The sequence below is a fragment of the Bradyrhizobium ontarionense genome, from assembly GCF_021088345.1.
GTDB lineage: Bacteria > Pseudomonadota > Alphaproteobacteria > Rhizobiales > Xanthobacteraceae > Bradyrhizobium > Bradyrhizobium ontarionense.
The window spans coordinates 1201665-1220094 of record NZ_CP088156.1 but is presented as its reverse complement, the minus strand read 5'-3'; the positions used below and the strand labels follow the sequence as shown (position 1 = coordinate 1220094).

General features: G+C 64.1%; 17 protein-coding genes. 10 read left to right on the top strand and 7 right to left on the bottom strand.

Annotated elements, in window-relative coordinates:
* Nucleotides 1-2: 2 nt before the first annotated feature.
* Nucleotides 3-1376: an MFS transporter gene (locus LQG66_RS05450; protein ID WP_231324252.1), complete on the bottom strand. Its 1374-nt coding sequence runs from the start codon at nucleotides 1374-1376 to the stop codon at nucleotides 3-5.
* 126 nt (nucleotides 1377-1502) lie between these two features.
* On the opposite strand from LQG66_RS05450, the gene LQG66_RS05445 reads away from it, so the two are divergent.
* Complete coding sequence (locus tag LQG66_RS05445) at nucleotides 1503-2405, top strand: LysR family transcriptional regulator (protein WP_231324250.1); 903 nt, start codon at nucleotides 1503-1505, stop codon at nucleotides 2403-2405.
* A 23-nt stretch (nucleotides 2406-2428) separates the two neighbouring features.
* Here LQG66_RS05445 and mazG read toward each other — a convergent pair whose 3' ends face one another.
* Nucleotides 2429-3247, bottom strand: coding sequence for a nucleoside triphosphate pyrophosphohydrolase (gene mazG, locus LQG66_RS05440; RefSeq protein WP_231324247.1), 819 nt, complete (start codon nucleotides 3245-3247; stop codon nucleotides 2429-2431).
* 131 nt (nucleotides 3248-3378) lie between these two features.
* Here mazG and queC point away from each other — a divergent pair, with 131 nt between their 5' ends.
* Nucleotides 3379-4095: a 7-cyano-7-deazaguanine synthase QueC gene (gene queC / locus LQG66_RS05435; protein ID WP_231324245.1), complete on the top strand. Its 717-nt coding sequence runs from the start codon at nucleotides 3379-3381 to the stop codon at nucleotides 4093-4095.
* A 61-nt stretch (nucleotides 4096-4156) separates the two neighbouring features.
* Here the strand turns inward: queC and LQG66_RS05430 are convergent, their stop codons facing one another.
* From LQG66_RS05430 to nthA, 4 genes are all read right to left on the bottom strand, one after another.
* On the bottom strand, nucleotides 4157-4900 hold the full coding sequence (locus tag LQG66_RS05430) for a hypothetical protein (protein WP_231324243.1): 744 nt from the start codon (nucleotides 4898-4900) through the stop codon (nucleotides 4157-4159).
* A 192-nt stretch (nucleotides 4901-5092) separates the two neighbouring features.
* On the bottom strand, nucleotides 5093-5482 hold the full coding sequence (locus tag LQG66_RS05425; protein WP_231324241.1) for a nitrile hydratase accessory protein: 390 nt from the start codon (nucleotides 5480-5482) through the stop codon (nucleotides 5093-5095).
* Complete coding sequence (nthB, locus tag LQG66_RS05420) at nucleotides 5479-6138, bottom strand: nitrile hydratase subunit beta (RefSeq protein ID WP_231324238.1); 660 nt, start codon at nucleotides 6136-6138, stop codon at nucleotides 5479-5481. The genes LQG66_RS05425 and nthB overlap by 4 nt, the downstream gene beginning before the upstream one ends.
* Nucleotides 6138-6773, bottom strand: a complete 636-nt coding sequence (gene nthA / locus LQG66_RS05415; protein ID WP_231327697.1) for a nitrile hydratase subunit alpha — start codon at nucleotides 6771-6773, stop codon at nucleotides 6138-6140. Before nthA ends, nthB begins: the two co-directional genes overlap by 1 nt.
* 207 nt (nucleotides 6774-6980) lie before the next feature.
* Here nthA and LQG66_RS05410 point away from each other — a divergent pair, with 207 nt between their 5' ends.
* The 3 genes from LQG66_RS05410 to LQG66_RS05400 all read left to right on the top strand — a co-directional run bounded on the left by LQG66_RS05410 (nucleotide 6981) and on the right by LQG66_RS05400 (nucleotide 10829).
* Nucleotides 6981-8441, top strand: a complete 1461-nt coding sequence (locus LQG66_RS05410; protein WP_231324236.1) for a GH1 family beta-glucosidase — start codon at nucleotides 6981-6983, stop codon at nucleotides 8439-8441.
* 98 nt (nucleotides 8442-8539) lie between these two features.
* Nucleotides 8540-9652: a S1/P1 nuclease gene (locus LQG66_RS05405; RefSeq protein WP_231324234.1), complete on the top strand. Its 1113-nt coding sequence runs from the start codon at nucleotides 8540-8542 to the stop codon at nucleotides 9650-9652.
* A 271-nt stretch (nucleotides 9653-9923) separates the two neighbouring features.
* Nucleotides 9924-10829: a hypothetical protein gene (locus LQG66_RS05400; protein WP_231324232.1), complete on the top strand. Its 906-nt coding sequence runs from the start codon at nucleotides 9924-9926 to the stop codon at nucleotides 10827-10829.
* A gap of 44 nt (nucleotides 10830-10873) precedes the next feature.
* Here LQG66_RS05400 and LQG66_RS05395 read toward each other — a convergent pair whose 3' ends face one another.
* Complete coding sequence (locus LQG66_RS05395; protein WP_231324230.1) at nucleotides 10874-11698, bottom strand: hypothetical protein; 825 nt, start codon at nucleotides 11696-11698, stop codon at nucleotides 10874-10876.
* Nucleotides 11699-11950: 252 nt separating this feature from the next.
* Here LQG66_RS05395 and LQG66_RS05390 point away from each other — a divergent pair, with 252 nt between their 5' ends.
* From LQG66_RS05390 to LQG66_RS05370, 5 genes are all read left to right on the top strand, one after another.
* Complete coding sequence (locus tag LQG66_RS05390; protein WP_231324227.1) at nucleotides 11951-12880, top strand: DUF2167 domain-containing protein; 930 nt, start codon at nucleotides 11951-11953, stop codon at nucleotides 12878-12880.
* The gene (locus LQG66_RS05385) at nucleotides 12877-13602 is read left to right on the top strand and encodes a site-2 protease family protein (protein WP_231324225.1); all 726 of its coding nucleotides are present in this window, start codon (nucleotides 12877-12879) and stop codon (nucleotides 13600-13602) included. Before LQG66_RS05390 ends, LQG66_RS05385 begins: the two co-directional genes overlap by 4 nt.
* A 382-nt stretch (nucleotides 13603-13984) precedes the next feature.
* A complete protein-coding gene (locus tag LQG66_RS05380) occupies nucleotides 13985-15964 on the top strand; it encodes an alkaline phosphatase family protein (RefSeq protein ID WP_231324223.1) in 1980 nt (659 codons plus the stop codon).
* A 283-nt stretch (nucleotides 15965-16247) separates the two neighbouring features.
* Nucleotides 16248-17480, top strand: coding sequence for an ABC transporter substrate-binding protein (locus LQG66_RS05375; protein ID WP_231324221.1), 1233 nt, complete (start codon nucleotides 16248-16250; stop codon nucleotides 17478-17480).
* A 73-nt stretch (nucleotides 17481-17553) separates the two neighbouring features.
* Complete coding sequence (locus LQG66_RS05370; protein WP_231324219.1) at nucleotides 17554-18429, top strand: branched-chain amino acid ABC transporter permease; 876 nt, start codon at nucleotides 17554-17556, stop codon at nucleotides 18427-18429.
* Nucleotide 18430 lies beyond the last annotated feature (1 nt).

The following is an 18430-nucleotide window of genomic DNA, read 5'->3' as shown; positions in this document are numbered from 1 at the left end:
ATCTACGCACGCTCGGGAGTGGAGAGCGCATCCCGCTGTGTGTCGTCGGAGGTCGGAAGACTGCCGCGCATGCCGAGGACAGCGAGGCCGAGGATCACCAGTGCCGAGCAGAGCTGCGGCACCGCGCTCGCCTGAAACAGCGAGGAGACGTCCCATTTTGCGGCGAGCATCAATCCACCGAGGGTGACGCCGAGGATCGAGCCGAAGCGACCGATGCCCAGCGCCCAGCCGATGCCGGTGCCGCGGATGTAGGTCGGGTAGATCCGTGCCGCATAGGCGTTGCAGCCGATCTGCCCGCCGATCACGGCCACGCCGGCAATGAAGACGGCCGGCACGAGGATCGGCAACGAGGCCCCTGCGAAACCGACGGTGATGATCGAGAGGAAGCCGGCAATGTAGGTCGCGAACAGGACACGATCGAAGCCGAACTTTTCAATCAGCAGCCCGAGCCCGACGGTGCCAAGCATGCCGCCGAACTGGAACGCGATGCCGACGGCGATCGCCGCCTGGACGTCGAGCCCGACACCATGCGTGAGCGTCGGCAGCCAGCTATTGAGGAAATAGATGTCCATCATGTTCATGAAGAACATGACCCACAGCAGCAGGGTCGGCAGCAGACGCCGCTTGGTGAACAGCTGTGGCAACAGAAAGCCCTTGCCGCTCTCCTCGACGATCGTAAAGCGCGCGTCGGCCGGAAGGCGAGCCGAAGGATCGATGCGCATCAGCAGCGCGCGCACGCGATGGCTCTTGCCGTTGTCGAGCGCCAGCAGCGAGAGTGATTCCGGCAGCCAGACGATCAGGACCGGACAGAGGATGAGCGGGAGGATGCCGCCGATCAGGAAGATGATCTGCCAGCCGTAGGCAGTGATGAGCTTGGCCGCGACCGCTCCGCCGATCGCCGATCCCAGTGAGACCGTCATGAACATCAGCATGATCAGCAGGGTCCTGCGGCGCTGCGGCGCATATTCACCGGTCAGGGCGATGGTGTTGGGCAGGACGCCGCCGAGCCCGAGGCCGGTGAGGAACCGGATAGTAACGAGGTCGGATACGCTCGTTGCCTGGGTGGTCGCCAGCGATCCGAGCGCGAACACGAGGACGCCGGCGACGACGAGCCATTTGCGGCCGAGATAGTCGGCGAGGGCGCCGAACACCAGCGAGCCGATCATCACGCCGAACAAGGACGCGCCAAACACGGGCCCCAGGGCTCCCGGCTGCAGATGCAGGTCCTTGCTCAAGGCCGGCGCGACGAAGCCGAGCGCCTGGGCATCGAACCCGTCCAGCCCGACGACGAGCGCGCACAGGCAAATGACCCGAATCTGGAAGCCCGACAACGGGCGCTCGTCGACGTAGCGCGCGAGATTGATCCCCTGCGTCAAAGTGTTCCTCCCCCTTGCTTGTTGCTGCGCGGCCGGTTCGCTGCGGCCGCGCTATTTGCAAATATGTTGCATGATCAAACTCTTTCGATTAGCCACAAAATTCTCATTCATTCATGAGGAAAGCTAATGCCCCCCAGCTTGCGGCAATTGGAGGCCCTGGTCGCGGTGTATCGGCTCGGCAGCATTACTAAGGCGGCAGCCGAACTGCGCGTCACCCAGTCGGCCATCAGCCTGCTGATTCGGCAGATCGAGGAGAACTTTCAGCTCAGGCTGTTCGATCGGACGACGCGGGCGCTGCACCCAACGGCGGCTTGTCGTGAGGCGATCACGGCGGCGGAACGCATCCTGAGCGGTGCGCAAGGGCTGTCCCGCAGGATGCGCGATCTCGCCGAGATCAAGGCCGGCCGGATCTCGATCGCAGTCTCAGCAGGGGTCGCTTCCGCGCTGCTTCCGCGCGTCTTCGCGGCGTTTCGATCCCGCCATCCCGAGGTGAGCATCGACTTGCGTGATGTTGCGCCAGACGAGCTGCTGACCGTGGTGATGGCGGGGCATGCGGAATTCGGCCTCGGCAGCGTCGAGGACGAGGGCGTGCCGGAAGTGAGGATTGATCCCCTCATGCAAAGTCCGCTTTCGGCCATCGGGATCAAGGACGGCCGGTTCGAGAAGCACCGCCGTCTGTCGTGGGACGCCATCATGAGCTCCGACCTGATCACGATGCGCCATGGCACGCGAATCCGCCGTCAGATCGATGAGGCACTAGCGCAAACCGGGCGAGCACTGAAGCCGGCCTGGGAGGTGTCGCTAATCACGACCGCGCTGGCGCTCACCGCCGAAGGAGCGGGCATCAGCATCCTGCCCGGGCATATGCTGCCGAAGACCCAATTCCCGACGCTTACCGCCATCCCTCTGTCGCAGCCGACGATCTACCGGCACGTGTCGCTGCTGAGCCGCGCCGATTTCGGATTGTCGCCTGCCGCGCAACGCTTCGTCGACATTGCCAAAGGCGTGCTCTCGACCAAAGGCGGCTGATCTCGATGCTGGAGCGGGTCAGGCTATTTCTCCAGCGCCTTCGCCTCGTTCCACAGCTCGTCCATCTCGTCGAGCGAGGCTTCCTCGAGCGTGCGGCCCTTGGCGGAAAGTGCGCGCTCGATATGGCCGAAGCGGCGCTCGAACTTGGCGTTGGTGCCGCGCAGCGCCGTCTCCGGATCGACGTCCGCGTGGCGGGCGAGGTTGACCAGGGCGAACAGGAGATCGCCGGTTTCCGCGGCGAGCTCGGTCGCGTCCTTCGCGTCGAGCGCGGCCTCGATCTCGTCGGCCTCTTCGCGGATCTTCTGCAGCACCGCGCGCGGATCGTTCCAGTCGAAGCCGACGGTGGCCGCCTTGCGCTGCAGCTCCATCGCGCGCACCAGCGCCGGCTGTCCAGCCTTGACCCCCGCCAACAGCGATGACCGGCTGGTCTGCTCCTCTGGCGGCCGCCGCGCCGCGCGCTCGGCCTTCTCCTCGGCCTTGATGCGATCCCAGGTGCCTTTGCTGGGCTGGGTGACGTTGCCGTCCTTGTCCGGAAACACATGCGGATGGCGGCGGATCATCTTCCTGGTGATGCCTTCGACGACGTCAGCGAACGCGAACGCGCCTTGCTCCTCGGCGATGCGGGCGTGATAGACGACCTGCAGCAGGAGGTCGCCGAGCTCCTCGCGCAGATCGTCGAGGTCGTTGCGCGTGATCGCGTCCGCGACCTCGTGGGCTTCCTCGATGGTGTAGGGCGCGATCGTCTGGAAGGTCTGCTCCACGTCCCACGGGCAGCCGGTGACGGGCGTGCGCAGCGCCGCCATGATCTCGATCAGGCGTGAGATGTCGCGGGAAGGGGTCATTGCAAGTCCTGACAGCGTCTTTCGGTTGGGTCCTGTATGCCCCAAGCGGCGTGCGGGTCCCAGCAAAAACGGCCACGAAGCCGGCTGCCCCGCGGTTGGCCGGACCGGACGATGATGCTAAGCGGGGTGCCATGATTGAGCAGGACATGACAGCCCTGGTGCTATTCTCAGGCGGGCAGGATTCGACGACCTGCCTGGCCTGGGCGCTCGACCGCTTCACGCGTGTCGAGACCATCGGCTTCGCCTATGGCCAGCGCCATGCGATCGAGCTCGACTGCCGCGACCGCCTGGTCGAAGGGCTCGTGCATGTCCGTCCCGATTGGGCGGGCAAGCTCGGCGACAGCCACACGCTGGACATTCCGACGCTGGCGGCGATTTCCGAGACCGCGCTGACGCGTGACGTCGCAATCGAGATGGGGGCTGACGGCCTGCCCAACACCTTCGTGCCGGGCCGCAATCTCGTGTTCCTCACCTTCGCCGCCGCGCTGGCCTATCGGCGCGGCATTCGCCACATCGTCGGCGGCATGTGCGAGACGGATTATTCCGGCTATCCGGATTGCCGTGACGAGACGATCAAAGCCCTGCAGAACGCGCTCAGCCTGGGCATGGCGCGGTCGTTCGAGCTGCACACACCGTTGATGTGGCTGTCGAAGGCGGCGACCTGGCAGCTCGCGCATGATCTCGGGGGCACCGGCCTCGTCGATCTGATCCGCGACCAGTCGCACACCTGTTATCTCGGCGAACGTGGTGCGCGCCATGACTGGGGCTACGGCTGCGGCCATTGTCCCGCCTGCGAGCTGCGCGCCAGGGGATGGCGGGAGTACGCCGCAGCTGGCGGGCCGTCCTGAAACGGATGCGGGGCCGCGAGGCCCCGCATCAGATCGGCGATGATGTCTGCGATATCCGGCGTCAGGCCGCTTCGTGGTCGGCCGGCTCGCGCTGGCTGACGATCACGAGATCGGCGTCCGCGACATCGTGGCCGTCGTCGGTCGCGTTGGCAGCGGCAGACGCTGCCTGCGCCGCCAGCCGTGCGGTGATGTCTTCCCCGGCATCGCGGCCGCCCTTTTCCCATCCCGGCGCATTGAGCACGACGATGTCGTCGTCATGGTCGGTATCGGCGTCACGGTCGGCCGGCACGATGGAGGGCGATTTGACCTGCGTCTCGACAACACGCAGCGTCGGCGCATCGGCGGCGACCGGCTCGGGCGTCGTGTCTGCATCGTCCTCTGGCTCCGGCACCTGCTCGTCCTCGGGCTCGGACTGCGCGACCGTGTCGGCGCTCTCGACGGACTGAACTTCAGTCGTCGCAGGGCTCGTCTCGGCCACTGCATCGTCGGCGGCGGCGGCGAGGCCGAGATGCTGCGAGATTTCCTTGATCACCTTGTCGATGGCCATGAGCACACGGTATTCCGGAATCGAGGCCATATGCTGCTCGAACCGGGTGCGCGCATATTGCAGCGAATCGATCACGTCCGTGGCGATCGATGACGACGACGCCTCGGTGCCGTGCAGGGCCCCGGCGGCCTTCTCGGTCGAGCTCTCGATCAGCAGGAAGGCCTCGTATTGCGGGATCGATTTGAGCTTTTCGTGATAGTCCTGACGCACGCCGGCGAGCGTGTCGACGATGTTGGCGAAAGACTCTGGCGCGGGCATTTCGACGTCCCCTCAACTCCATCAAAGTAGATGTGCGGGACGCTACGGACGCACTGATGAATGTTCAATTTCGAACGAATACGGCTCTTCGCATCATGAATACTCAGCCGTTAAGGCCTGAACGCCAAAAGCAGCGCGAGCCGGTCACGCAAGTTTAACGATCGACGCCCGCCGTACGCCGCGGTGTAGCGCTCAGCCCGCGAAGTCCTCGGGCCTGAGTTCGATCGGCTTGCCGTGCGGGGTGCGGTCGGCGGCGTGATCCCAGGCGTCGCGATAACGCGTCAAGGCCTCCGCGGATGCCACGCCCTTCTCCGCAACGAGACGCTCCAGGGTCGCGAGCCAGTGCCGGTAGTAGGTATCGCCGCAGTCGGCGTCTCCCGCGGTCTGTGCGCGGGAAATCTCGTCGGCGAGCGCGGCAGCCCATTCGGGCCAGGTGAAGAGCCCGCGGGCGTGGAGCGTGACGGCCATCGCGAACGCGTGCGCTTCCCAGGGCTCGCGAAACACCGGCCCGTCAGTGTCGATCGGAAGATCGGGCAGGGCGCGTGCGGCCGCGAGCGCCGCCGCTCGGTCGGGCATCATCATGCAGGCTCCAGATAAGGCTCGAAGGCGTCGACCGTCACCTCCAGCAGCGGATCGGGCGCATCGGCCCACAGCTCCGACCCGCTGAACGACACGGTGTAGAGCCATTGCGGGTCTTCACCTGCGCCCTGCGCGTTGCAGTCGGGGAAGACGTGCACGCCTCTGACGGCCTCGATGCGGCCGAGATGGCCGCGTACATAGCGCGGCAGCCGGGTATGCGTCGGCGGATGCATGTCCCTGGCGCGCACGCGGTCGCCGACCGCAAACAGCGCCGGCTTCGTTGCCGCGCGTTCGGTCGGGCCGCCCCGATGCAGCATCGCGGCAACACCTTCGGCGGTCAGGATCTTCGCCACGGGCTTTGCTGGATGCAGCACCTTGCCGGCAGCGAGCTCATCGGCTTCGACCAGGTGCCGCTCCTGCATCAGGCGCTCGAGGCCTGCGAGCCAGATCTGGTAGTAGCTCATGGCGAGATAGTCGGCCGGTGGACGGTTCTCGCGCGCGAAGCGCGACATGTCGATGTTCCAGCCACCCGGCATGGCCATCGCCAGGGTGATGGCCAGAGCGCGGCGCTCCCATGCGGCGTGAAACACCGGTTCGTTCGGCTCGGGGCGGACCGGACCAAATCCGGCCACGCCGCCCATGTCGTGTGCTCCGTCCATCAGCCGGTCACCTTCGCAGGCTGCTTCGGCAGACCGGTGCCGATCATGCTGTCGCGCGTGACGAGCTCGGCGAGCTCTGCCTCGCTCCAGCCGTCCGTTCCTTCCGGGCGCATCGGCAAGACGAAGTAGCGGATCTCGGCCGTGGAATCCCAGACCCGGATCTTCGTCGCCGGCGACAGCTCGAAACCGAAATCCTTCAACACGCCGCGCGGATCCTTGACCGCCTTGGCACGATACGGCGCGGATTTGTACCAGACCGGCGGCAGGCCGAGCACCGGCCAGGGATAGCAGGAGCAGAGCGTGCACACGACCATGTTGTGCAGCTCCGGGGTGTTCTCGACCGCCACGATGTGCTCGCCCTGGCGGCCGGCATAGCCGAGCTCGCCGATCGCTGGCGTGGCATCGGCGAGCAGCCGCGCCCGGAAGGCCGGGTCGGTCCAGGCCCGCGCCACGACGCGGGCGCCATTGCGGGGGCCGACCTTGCTCTCATAGGTTTCAATGAGCACATCGAGTGCGGCCGGATCGATGTAGCCCTTCTCGGTCAGGATGCTCTCGAGGGCACGGACGCGCAGATCGGTCTCGGACAATTCCGAGTGATCGTGCTGATGGTCGTGATGGTGATCGTGATCGGTCATGACGTCAAAATAGGGGTATCCCCCTGCGCTGTCGAGCGATGCCTGGCGCAGGTCGTGACGTGGACCGGAAGCACGCCAAGCATGTAACTTCAATTCGCCCGGTTCCATCGGTTCAAATCGGCGCCGAGATGTGGTTCCTGGTGACATCTTGCCGGCCGCGCCGGGGGCGAAATGCTGGCCCGAACACGAGCTGATTGAGGTTCATCAATGCCGAACGACGTCTCCCGCCGTGATCTTGCGAAGCTGGCCGGACTGGCTGCCCTCGGGGCCGCCAACGGGCCCGCGCAGGCTGAGGAGGGCGCCGTGAAAGAGGATACCGGGCGACGTTTTCCCGCCGATTTCGTGTGGGGTACGGCGACGTCGTCGTACCAGATCGAGGGCGCGGCCACCGCCGATGGCCGCGGGCCGTCGATCTGGGACGTCTTCACCCATCGGCAGGGCAATATCGAGGACGGCAGCACCGGCGACGTCGCCTGTGATCACTACAACCGCTACAAGGACGACGTGCGGCTGATCAAGGAGCTCGGCTGCCGGGCCTATCGGTTCTCGATCGCCTGGTCGCGGCTGTTTCCTGACGGCGGGCTGACGCCCAATCCGAAGGGCCTCGACTTCTACAATCGTCTCGTCGACGAACTCATGGCAAACGGCATCGAGCCCTATGCGACGTTGTATCATTGGGACCTGCCGCAGGCGCTGCAGGACCGCGTCGGCGGCTGGCGCTCGGCCGAGACGGCGAAGGCGTTCGCGCATTATGCCGGCTATGTTGCACAGCACCTGAGCGACCGGGTCAAGACCATCTTCACCATCAACGAATGCGGCCGGTTCGTGCCGTTCGGCTATGGCCTCGGCATTGACGCGCCCGGCTTGAAGCTGCCGCAGGCCGAGGTCAACCAGGCGCGCCATCACGTGGCGTTGGCGCACGGCCTTGCGGTGCAGGCGATCCGTGCCAAGGGGCGGGCCGGCACACGGGTCGGCATGGCCGAGAACATCACCGCCTGCCTGCCGGCGATCGATACGCCGGAGAACATCCTCGCCGCCGAGATCGCGACCCGCGAGATGAATGCGGGCTTTCTCAACGTCATCCTCGAGGGTCGCTACACCGAGCCCTTCCTGGCCGGGGCCGGCAAGAATGCGCCGACATTCACCGCCGACGAGCTGAACACGATCTCGGCGCCGGTCGATTTCGTCGGGCTCAACATCTACGCGCCGCAAGCCTATGTCGTCGCGTCCAATCGCGCGCCGGGCTTCGACGTGCTGCCGATGCCGTCCTCGTTCCCGCACATGAGCTCGCCCTGGCTGCTGGTCGGTCCGGAGACGGCCTATTGGGTGCCGAAGCTCGCGGCCAAGATCTGGAATCTGAAGACGATCTACATCACCGAGAACGGCACCTCCTCGGACGACAAGGTGACCGCGGACGGCAAGGTCAACGACCTCGACCGCGTGATGTATCTGCGCAACTATCTCGCCCAGCTGCAGCGCGCGACCTCGGAAGGCGTGCCCGTGAAGGGCTACTTCCTATGGAGCCTGATGGACAATTTCGAGTGGGTGTTCGGTTACAAGCAGCGCTTCGGCATCTACCACGTCGATTTCGACAGCCAGGTACGAACGCCAAAGCTCAGCGCAGCCTACTACCGCCACGTCATCACCAGGAATGCCGCCAGCGCCTGAGGCGCCACAACGATCGTCACGATTCGCGCGCAAGATGTTCGTCTGGCGCTGCAGCTCTGAAAGTTGCATGCTGCCCGGCATCGTCCCGGAGGTCCGTCATGGCGCGCATCACGACGCTCGTTCTCGTTCTGCTGGGGGTCCTGGTCCTGCATACGGAGCGGGCTGTTGCCTGGGGCTATCAAGGCCATGAGGTGGTCGGCGCCATCGCCGACGCGCTGATCGCCGACAATGCCAACGCGAAAAAGCAGGTGCGCGACGTCCTCAATGGCCCGCTGCCGCCGGAAGCTGAGATCAAGCTGCAAAAGGAGTTGCGGGTCTGGCGCGAGCTCACCCTGCGCGAGGCCGGCCCATGGCCGGACTGCGTCAAGGCCGTCGTCCATCACGACGGCAACCGTTTCAAATACGAGGTTGATCCCGAGCATCCCGAATATGAGACGCCGTGCATTCCGTTCAACTCGGCGTTCGAGCGCGCGCGCATGGAGGATTATGCCAAGCGCAACTGGACCTCATGCTCCTACGTCACCGGCGGCGTCGAGCGCGGCTGCCACAACACGTTCCATTTCACGGATGTCGCGATCCAGCGCAAGGACTATGCGCTCGGTGAGGCCGGCACCAACGACCACGACCTCGTCGCCGCCGTGAATGCCTGCATCGCCGTCCTGATGGACAGGCCGGCGCCGGGGCCGTTCTCGATCCGCGACAAGAAGGAGGCGCTGCTGCTGCTGGTGCACTTCATCGGCGACCTGCATCAGCCGCTGCATGTCGGCGCGGTCTATCTCGACAGAGAGGGCACGCGGGTTGATCCCGATGCTACCGCCCACCCGTATGATGCCGCGACCGAGACGGCCGGCGGCAATCTGATCTGGGACGAGAACGTCAATCTCCATGCGGAGTGGGACGACATCCCGTTCGACATCGGCCGCAAGGCCAACCGCGACCTGCTCAACGCGGCGCGTGCCGTGCCGGCGACCGGCGCACCGATGGAGGATTGGGCGAGGCTGTGGGCCACGGCCTCGCTGAAGGCCGCCCAGGACGCGTTCGAGGGCCTCACCTTCGCGCCGAGCGTGGCGCCGATTCCGCCGAAATGGACCGTGACGCTGCCGGATCGCGCCGCCTACCTGCAGCGCGCCGACGCGGTCAAGCGTCAGCAACTCGCCAAGGCAGGGGCGCGGCTGGCGCAGATCCTCAATACGATCTGGCCGCGCAATTGAGGCTCGTGCGCGAGGCGGTGCATGCAAGGCCGCTCCAAGGTTGAGGGCGCGTCCCTCGTCTAGCAAGACGGCCAGGATCGTGGATCGGGGCGAGCGCGTCAGCACCGGACTTCGATTGCCGGCACGCTCGCCTTCACGCGACGATTGCAAATGCATGATGCGGAAAGCACACCGCGTGCGACTCTTTTGCGCGCGCGAGGTTTTCGAGGGGAAAGCCCGGGAGATTTGACGTAAACGGCAATCTGCTGGTCCTTCAACCGAGATCTTCTGCATGCACATGTCCGTTGTTCGTTCGCCTGCCGTCGTTCTGTGCGCCGGCATCCTTTTCTGTGTGGTCGGCGCGATCGCCAGCCCCGGTGCGTGGGCGCAGGGCTCCGCGAGCGATGCGGCCAAGCCCGCCACTGAGCAGCCCTCGGAGCCAGCTGCCAAGCCGGCGGCCGAGTCGGAGAAGGCTGCGGCCGAAAAGCCGACCGAGCCCGCCGCGACACCGGCAGCTGCCGAGGAGGCCAAGCCGGTTCAGGCCGAAGCGAAGCCGCAGGCTCCCGATACGCCGGCAGCAACCGAAAAGGCTCCCACGGAAACGGCTGCAGACAGCAAGCCGGCCGAGCCCAAGATTGAAAACAAGGTTGAAATCAAGGCCGAAGAGAAGGCTGAACCGAAGGCCGACACCGACGTCGGTCAGAAGCCCGCCGTGACCGAGGCAAAGCCAGCGGAGCCGGTCGTCCAGCCGCCGGCCGTCGCCAAGGACGCGCCGGTGCAGGAGAAGGTCCAAGAAAAGGTTCAAGAAAAGGTCGAAGGGAAGACGGAAGAGAAGGCTGCCGAGAGCAAGCCTGCCGTCGCCGCACCGGCCGACAAGCCGGCCACTGCTGAGGCGAAGACTGCGCCGGCACCGACCGAGACCAAGAAGCCCGAGCCTGCGGCGGCGTCCACCGCTGCCGCCCAGGACAAGTCCGGCGCCAAGCCGCCCGCGGCGCGCCCATCAGCCGGGCATGAGCATGCCCATGCACATCGTCACCGTGCCCACGACGAGGACCGGCCCGCCAGGCGCAAGCACCACGCCAAGCCTGAGGATGAATCGAAGCGTGAAGCGAGGAAAGGCTGCAGGAGCTTCCGCACCTATGATGCGGAGAAGGCCTCGTATCGCGGCTACGACGGGCGCATTCACGCCTGCTCGTAGGTATAGACGTCTCGATCCTGCCGGGGACGCTGCTGATCGCGAGATCAGCGCGGCATCGGCGACTGGATGCCAGAGGTATTGCGGGTCAGGAACGTCCCGAGCGATGATCCCTGCGACTGCGTCGTTTGCGGCCGGGCCAAGCCGGTCGTGGTCCGCTGCGGCGTCACGATGATCTGCTGAGGCGGAGGCGGGGGCATCGTGCCGCGCGCCTGTGCGGCCTGGTTCGACATGCGCGACACCAGGCGCATCAGCTGGTCCTGCCCAGCCTGCAATTGCTCGATGGCGCGGGTATGATCGCGGCTCGCCTGATCCTGCGTGGACTTGATCTGCTCGATGCCCTGCTGCAACTCGGCGATGTCGCGCGCCATGCGCTGCATCAGCGTCGTCGGACCGCCCGAGCCGTTGGTCGCGCCGTCTTCCGTCGCTCTCAGAGAGGCGTTCGACATCATGGTGTCCTCATTGCCCGGCTGTGCGGACGCCTCATCCTGCGACGTCTCCGTCGTCGACGACGGCATCCAGCGGTCCATCAGCGACGATCCGACATCGCGCTGCGACCAGGCGACAGAGCCACCGACCAGCACAACCAGCAATGCGAGACCCACCGCGTTGCGTCCGCGGAGCTTGCCCAGCGGCGCCTTCATGCGAGCCCAGCGGCCGCCCACGGCTGCCGCGTCGCTGGTGCTCGCTGCTGCTGCGGCGTCTGCCGCCACACCTGGCTTCTCGATCGCCGCCAGCCGCGTGTCGATCCGCGTCAGCACCTCGCGCAGGACCCGCCGATACAGCTGGTCGTAGCTGGCCTTCTCCGGCTTCCCCGGGGCGAGACCGACTTCGCTCGGATCAATCTGTTGCACATTCTGTGTGGACTGCATTGGTGATCCCCAAACCCTTGCGCCCGCCGCGACGCCGCTTTTCTCTTTGAATTTTCAAACGTGACTCGACCCGCCGCTTTGGCCGAAAGCAAGACAGCGTCGTGACGAGGAGGGGGCCTTTTCGGACATTCTTCCTCTCGTCGCAGGCGTCCGCAGATCAATCGGCCCCGGGAAAAGCGGCCTTTCTTGCGTGACGTCGAACCTTCGCGGTACTATCCGACCAATTATCTTGGGGTTGAAGGATTGGGGCCGGTGCAAAGTTTGATGATCATCGCGCGCGCAGTGTTGTGCGCAGCATTCGTGGGTCTGTCGGCACAGGTGCAGGCTGCGCCACCTGATGAGGCCGCGCTCAAGGCGGAATTGACGGCTGCCTGGCAGGCGGCGAGCACAGCGGGCACCGACGGACCGAGCGACATCGCGCTGATCGATCAAGGCACACTGAAGCTGCCGGCCGATTATTTCTACGTGCCGAAGAGCGAGGGCCTGCGGGTGCTGCGCGCGCTCGGCAACGTCGTCAACGACGCGACGTTCGTCGGCCTGATCGTCGGCAAGCGCCAGGACGACCACTGGATGGTGGTGATCAAGCACATCAAGGACGGCTACATCAAGGACGACGACGCCAAGAACTGGAACGCCGACGAGCTCCTGAGCAGCCTCCGCGCCGGCGCCGAGGAGGCGAACCAGGATCGTGTCGCGCGGGGATTCCCCGAAATGGCCGTCATCGGCTGGATCGAGCCGCCGGCCTACGATGCAGGCACGCATCGTCTGGTGTGGTCGCTGCTCGCCAAGGACAAGGGCCAGCCCGACGATGCGCCGAAGAACGTCAACTACAATACCTTTGCGCTCGGACGCGACGGCTATTTCAGCCTGAATCTCCTGTCCGGCTCCGAGCGCATCGCCGGCGACAAGGCGGTCGCGCATGAGCTGCTTGCCGATCTCTCCTACAATCCCGGCAAGCGCTATGAGGATTTCAGCGCGGGCACGGATCGGATCGCCGAATACGGACTGCTGGCTCTGGTCGGCGGCGTCGCCGCGAAGAAGCTCGGATTGCTCGCGCTGGCCGGCGCCTTCGTCCTGAAGTTCGCCAAGATCATCATCTTCGCGGTGGTCGGATTCGGAGCTGCGGTGATGAACTTCTTCCGCCGCAAGCCGCGCAGCGACAACGCTGGCGGGCCTGCGTGAAAGCGCTCCTGCTGATCCTGTTCTCCAGCCTGAAATGGGGCAAGCTCGCCATGAGCGGCGGCACCATGCTGCTGTCGCTGGTGGTCTATGCCGGCATTTGGGGCTGGCGCTATGCGGCAGGCTTCATCGCGCTGCTGTTCGCCCACGAAATGGGGCACTACATCGCGGCGCGGCAGCGCGGCCTGAATGTCGGTGCTCCCGCCTTCATCCCGTTCGTGGGCGCGTGGATTGCCTTGAAGGAGCAGCCGGTCGACGTGGAGACGGAGGCCTATGTAGCGCTCGCTGGCCCGCTGGTCGGGACAGCGGCGGCGCTGGCCGTCTATTTGTTGGCGAGGTCGGAAGACAGCGGTCTGCTGCTGGCGGTCGCCTATTCCGGCCTGTTCCTCAATCTGTTCAATCTGCTGCCGATCTCGCCGCTCGACGGCGGTCGGGTCACGAGCGTGCTCAGCCCGCGCATCTGGCTGCTCGGCGTCCCCATGCTGCTGGCGTTGATGCTGTACCGCCCGAGCCCCATGCTCATCGTCATCGCGATCCTCGCAAGCCCCCAGCTGATGAAAGCCTGGCGCTACGATCCCAACGCGCCCGAGAACGTCGCCTACTACGGCGCGACGTTACAGACCAAGCTCGAATATGCCGGCACTTATCTTGCGCTGGCGGCGCTGCTCGCCGTCATGACGTACGACGTCCACGAGATGCTGAGCCATTTCAGGCAGCCTGCGTAATCCGCGCGTCTAATTCGAGACTGGAGCAGGGGAGGAGGACGGGCGGTGTCGTGCCAAGATGCACGGGCATCCCGCTATCCATCGTGCTTATGATGCGATCACTGCTTTACCAGAACGCGTATCGCCCCGAGACTTGTCTTCATCGACACGCCGGCGAACGCTGAAGGCCGATGCGTTGGCATCCGGAGCGCTAAATCGCGACCTCTCGATCAAGGAGGGATGTTGCACACCGATCATCCCCGAGTCGCATCACTGCGCGGCTCCGCACGAACTGCGGTTCGCATTTAGGTTGTCAGGTATCCACACGTCACAGGCTTGTTGCGTCCGAGCGGTAAGCAGTCACCGGTTGTTTTGGCGACTCTAAGCTCGAGGACTACAAACAATGAGAATTCGCAGGATAAAGGATCGGCTTGTTCGGTCGCTTGCAATTCCGATTCTTTCCCGGATCTGGCGTGTTACGCCCGGCGGGACCATTCTTGTAGCTGGCCTTGCGCTTATCCAGACATCGGCTGCCGTGAATGCGGAACCAAACAACGGTCGGACCGAGACGCCGATCAAGCACCTGCTCGTCATCATCGGCGAAAATCAGAGCTTTGATCATGTTTTTGCCACCTATCGTGCACCTTCGGACGATCATGTGTCGAACCTGCTGTCGAAGGGCATTGTCGATATCGACGGCCGGCCGGGTCACAATTTCGCTGCAGGTGCGCAATCGAGCGCCGTTGAGACGGGTACTTTCCAATTGGCGCCGGGAAGCAAACAAGCCTACGCATTGCTCCCACCGCAAACCACAGGCAACTTGCCACTAGGTGGGAGCGACACGGCGGGTCCGCCCTTTGCGACTGATGCCGGTGCGCTTGCGTGGGAGACGATGTTCTATCATCAGTATGCGCCGCTGTTTGATCCGCACGATATGACCATCGGCACGAATCCGTTTCCCAAATATGTGCTCGATGGGCGTATCGCCAACGTGAATAATTTGCCGAACGGGCCTTTTCAGGTCACCGGCTTAACGCCCTATGATTTCTACATGTCCGATCCCAACCATGGATTCTTTCCAGAGTGGCAACAGGCGGATTGCGACATCACCCACGCCACGGCAGACAACCCGAGCGGCTGCCTCAATGATCTATTCCCATGGGTCGAAGCAACCCGCAACGCCAACGGCATTGGTAGCGGTGGCGTCGCGCTTGGATTCTACAACGTAGCGCACGGCGACGTTCCATATTTTCACGCGCTTGCACGCGAGTATACGTTGAGCGACAACTACCATCAGGCCATGCGTGGGCCGTCGTCGCCCAACTGGAACTTTTTCGGTACTGCGGACGAAATCTACTTCAGCGATGGTTACGGCAATCCGGCAACCCCGGATGCCAGCCTCATCATGAATCCCAATCCAAAGCCTGGCGCGAACAATACGCCGATCAACGACGGAGGCACCTTCGTCAATTGTTCGGATCTGAACCAGCCTGGTGTGGCGACGATCCGGTCCTATATTGCTTCGCTGCCATATCATCCTGATCCACATTGCGTGCCGGGCACTTATTATCACGTCGCCAGCAGGCATCCGGCTTACTTTCCGGATGGAACAATTGACACTCTTCCCAACGCTTTGCCGCCCTCGAGTGTGCCAACGATCGGAGAACGGCTAAGCGAAAAAGGAATTTCCTGGGCGTGGTATGCCGGTGGATATAATCGCTATGTAGCCGACCCCAATCATACGGCTTCTCCGGGCTATTGCGATAATTGCAATCCGTTCCAGTTCTCGACTGCGGTCATGTCGACGGCCGAGAGCCGTGCGGCGCATCTGCATGACGCGGAGGATCTGATCCGGGACATTCGCAACGGCAAATTGCCGGAAGTCGCCTTCCTTCGTTCGGAGGATGCTCCGAGCGGTCACCCGGACAGCTCCAAGCTCTCGTCCTTCGAAAATTACGCAAGAGTGTTCATCGAAGAAATTCAGTCGCAACCAGAACTTTGGGCTCACACCGCCATTCTCATCACGTTCGACGAAGGCGGCGGCTTCTGGGACTCGGGCTACGTCCAGCCGGTTGACTTTTTCGGGGATGGCGTCCGCGTTCCTGCGATTGTTGTATCGCCTTATTCGCGTGGTGGTCACGTTGGGCATGTCTACGCTGATCATGCGTCCGTCGCGAAGTTCATCGAGCGGAATTGGCATCTCGACACGCTGTCATCGCGGAGCCGTGACAACCTTCCAAATCCAATCACTGGACGTAATCCCTATATTCCAGTCAATGCGCCCGCGATCGGTGACTTGATGGACCTATTTCGGTTCGGCCACGATCGCGAGGACGCCCCCCGCAAGAACCGACTTGATGGACAGAACCACGATCGAGATTGACGGCAGTCACACCTCGCGCGCCAACCCACGGATGGGATATCCGCGGGTCGGCGCTCGTGGTGCGGCGGAGGCTGACCTCGGGAGAGGACACCGCGCCGCTCAGGCGGCGAGGGTCGGTGCCCTGCCGCTGAGATTGTGCAACGCAGCAATCCGACACGCACTGCAACCATGATCATGCAGGGAGTGCAGGGCAGGGCCTGTACGGAGCACTTGCGCACGCCAGGATGCACGATCACAATCCCAGCAGCCCGTGAGAGGCGCATAAAAGATTCGGGAGGTACCCATGTTTTCGCTCAAGTCACTCTTGCTTGCGAGCTGCGCGACCGCGCTCGTCTCCTCAGCCGCATGGGCCGCGGACCCGATCAAGATCGGTGTCATCGCCGAAGCGCAAGCCGTCGCCGGTTCGTCGATTGCGCCCGCCGCCCAGCTAGCCGCGGAGGAAATCAACGCCAAGGGCGGCGTCGACGGGCGCAAGATCGAGATCGTCGTCTACGACAATCATTCCTCCTCAGCCGAGTCGGTGCGCGCGTTCCAGCGCGCCGTCAGCGAGGACAAGGTCAATGCGGTCATTGCGAGCTACATCTCCGAGGTCGTGCTTGCGCTGGAGCCATGGGCAGGGCGTCTCAAGACGCTGATGATCACGCCTGGCGCCGCCTCCGACGTCATCACGCAGAACATCGCCAAGAATTACGACCAGCTCAAATACACCTTCCACGGCTATCTGACCTCGACGTCGCTCGCCGGCCTCGTCTGCGACGCCGCCAAGGATCTGCTGGTCGAGCCCTACAAGATGAAGACCGCCGTGATCATGAGCGAGGACGCGGCGTGGACGACGCCGCTCGACGCCGGCTATGAGAAGTGCCTGCCGGAGATCGGCCTCAAGGTCGTCGACCATATCCGCATGTCGCCGGATACGACCGACTTCACGCCGATCTTCAACAAGATCGAAGGCCTGAAACCGGACGTCATGATCACCGGCATCTCGCATGTCGGCACCCAGCCGACCGTGCAGTGGAAGAGCCAGCAGGTGCCGATCCCGATGTTCGGCATCTCCTCCCAGGCCACCAACTCGACGTTCTGGAAGGACACCAACGGCGCCGTCGAAGGCGTGTTCTACAATGCCGTGTCGGGCCCCGGTGTCGCGGTGACGCCGAAGACGCTGCCCTTCGTCGAGGCCTATCAGAAGAAGTTCGGCAACTTTCCGTCCTATGCCGGCTACACGTCCTATGACGACGTCTACATGATCGCGGACGCCATCCACCGCGCCGGCGGCACCGACCCCGACAAGATGGTCGAGGCCATGGAAGCCACCGACTATGTCGGAACGATCGGCCGCATCGCTTTCAAGCCCAAGGATGATCCGAACCCGCATGCGCTGCGGACCGGCAAGGGCTACATCACCGGGTTGATGCTGCAGTGGCAGAGCGGCAAGCAGGTCAACGTCTGGCCCAAGGAGCTTTCGGCCGGCACCATCGCATGGCCATCGTTCATCAAGCTCAAGGCGGCCAGCAACTGACGCATCGTGGGGCCGCTCTCATGGAGCGGCCCATTTTTTTGGTGCCTCAGTCCGACGTTCAGGTCGATTTTCAATGCTTTTCTGGCAGATCTTGATTGATGGCTTTGCCATCAGCGCGCTGTATGCCCTCGGCGCGACCGGCTTCACGCTCATCTTCGGTGTCTCGGGCGTGCTCAACCTTTCGCACGGTGCCATCATGGTGGGCGCCGCGGTCGCAGCCTGGGCCGCCGCCAGCGAGTTCGGCGTCGGGCCCTACACCGGCGCGCTGATCGGTATCATCGCCGGCTTCATCCTGGCCTTCGCCACCTACTTCATCGCCGTGAGGCCGATCCAGCGTTCCAAGGTGATTGCTGAATCGGAGAAGGAGATCTTCATCCTGACCGCGACGCTGCTCTGGGGCATCATCATCCAGGAGGCGATCGCGTATCTCTTCACCAACAACGCCAAGACCGTGCTGCCGATCGTCGACGGCGTCACCACCTGGTTCGGCGTGCGGACGCCGAAGAACGAGTACTTCACGGCCGTGGTGTGCTGGGTGGCGATCGGGCTGTTGTGGTTCCTCGTCAACCGCACGCGGCGCGGCAAGGCCGTCATGGCCGCCTCGATGAACCCGCGCGGCGTCACCTTGCTCGGCATCGAATTGTCGTCGATCTATCTCACGGTCTGGGCCATCTACGGGCTGCTGGCGGGCGTGGCCGGCATCCTGCTCGGCATGTTCCTGGGCGTCAGCTCCTACAGCGTCGGGCCGCTGACGGCGAGCGCGTTCTCGATCGTCGTGCTCGGCGGCCTCGGCAGCGTCTCCGGCTCGCTGATCGCGGCCTATGTCGTCGGCTATCTCGAGACCGGCACAGCGTATCTGATCTCACCGGCCTATCGGACCATTCCGGCGCTGCTGCTGCTCGTCATCGTCATGTATCTGCGCCCGCAAGGGCTGTTCGGACGGAGGTGAG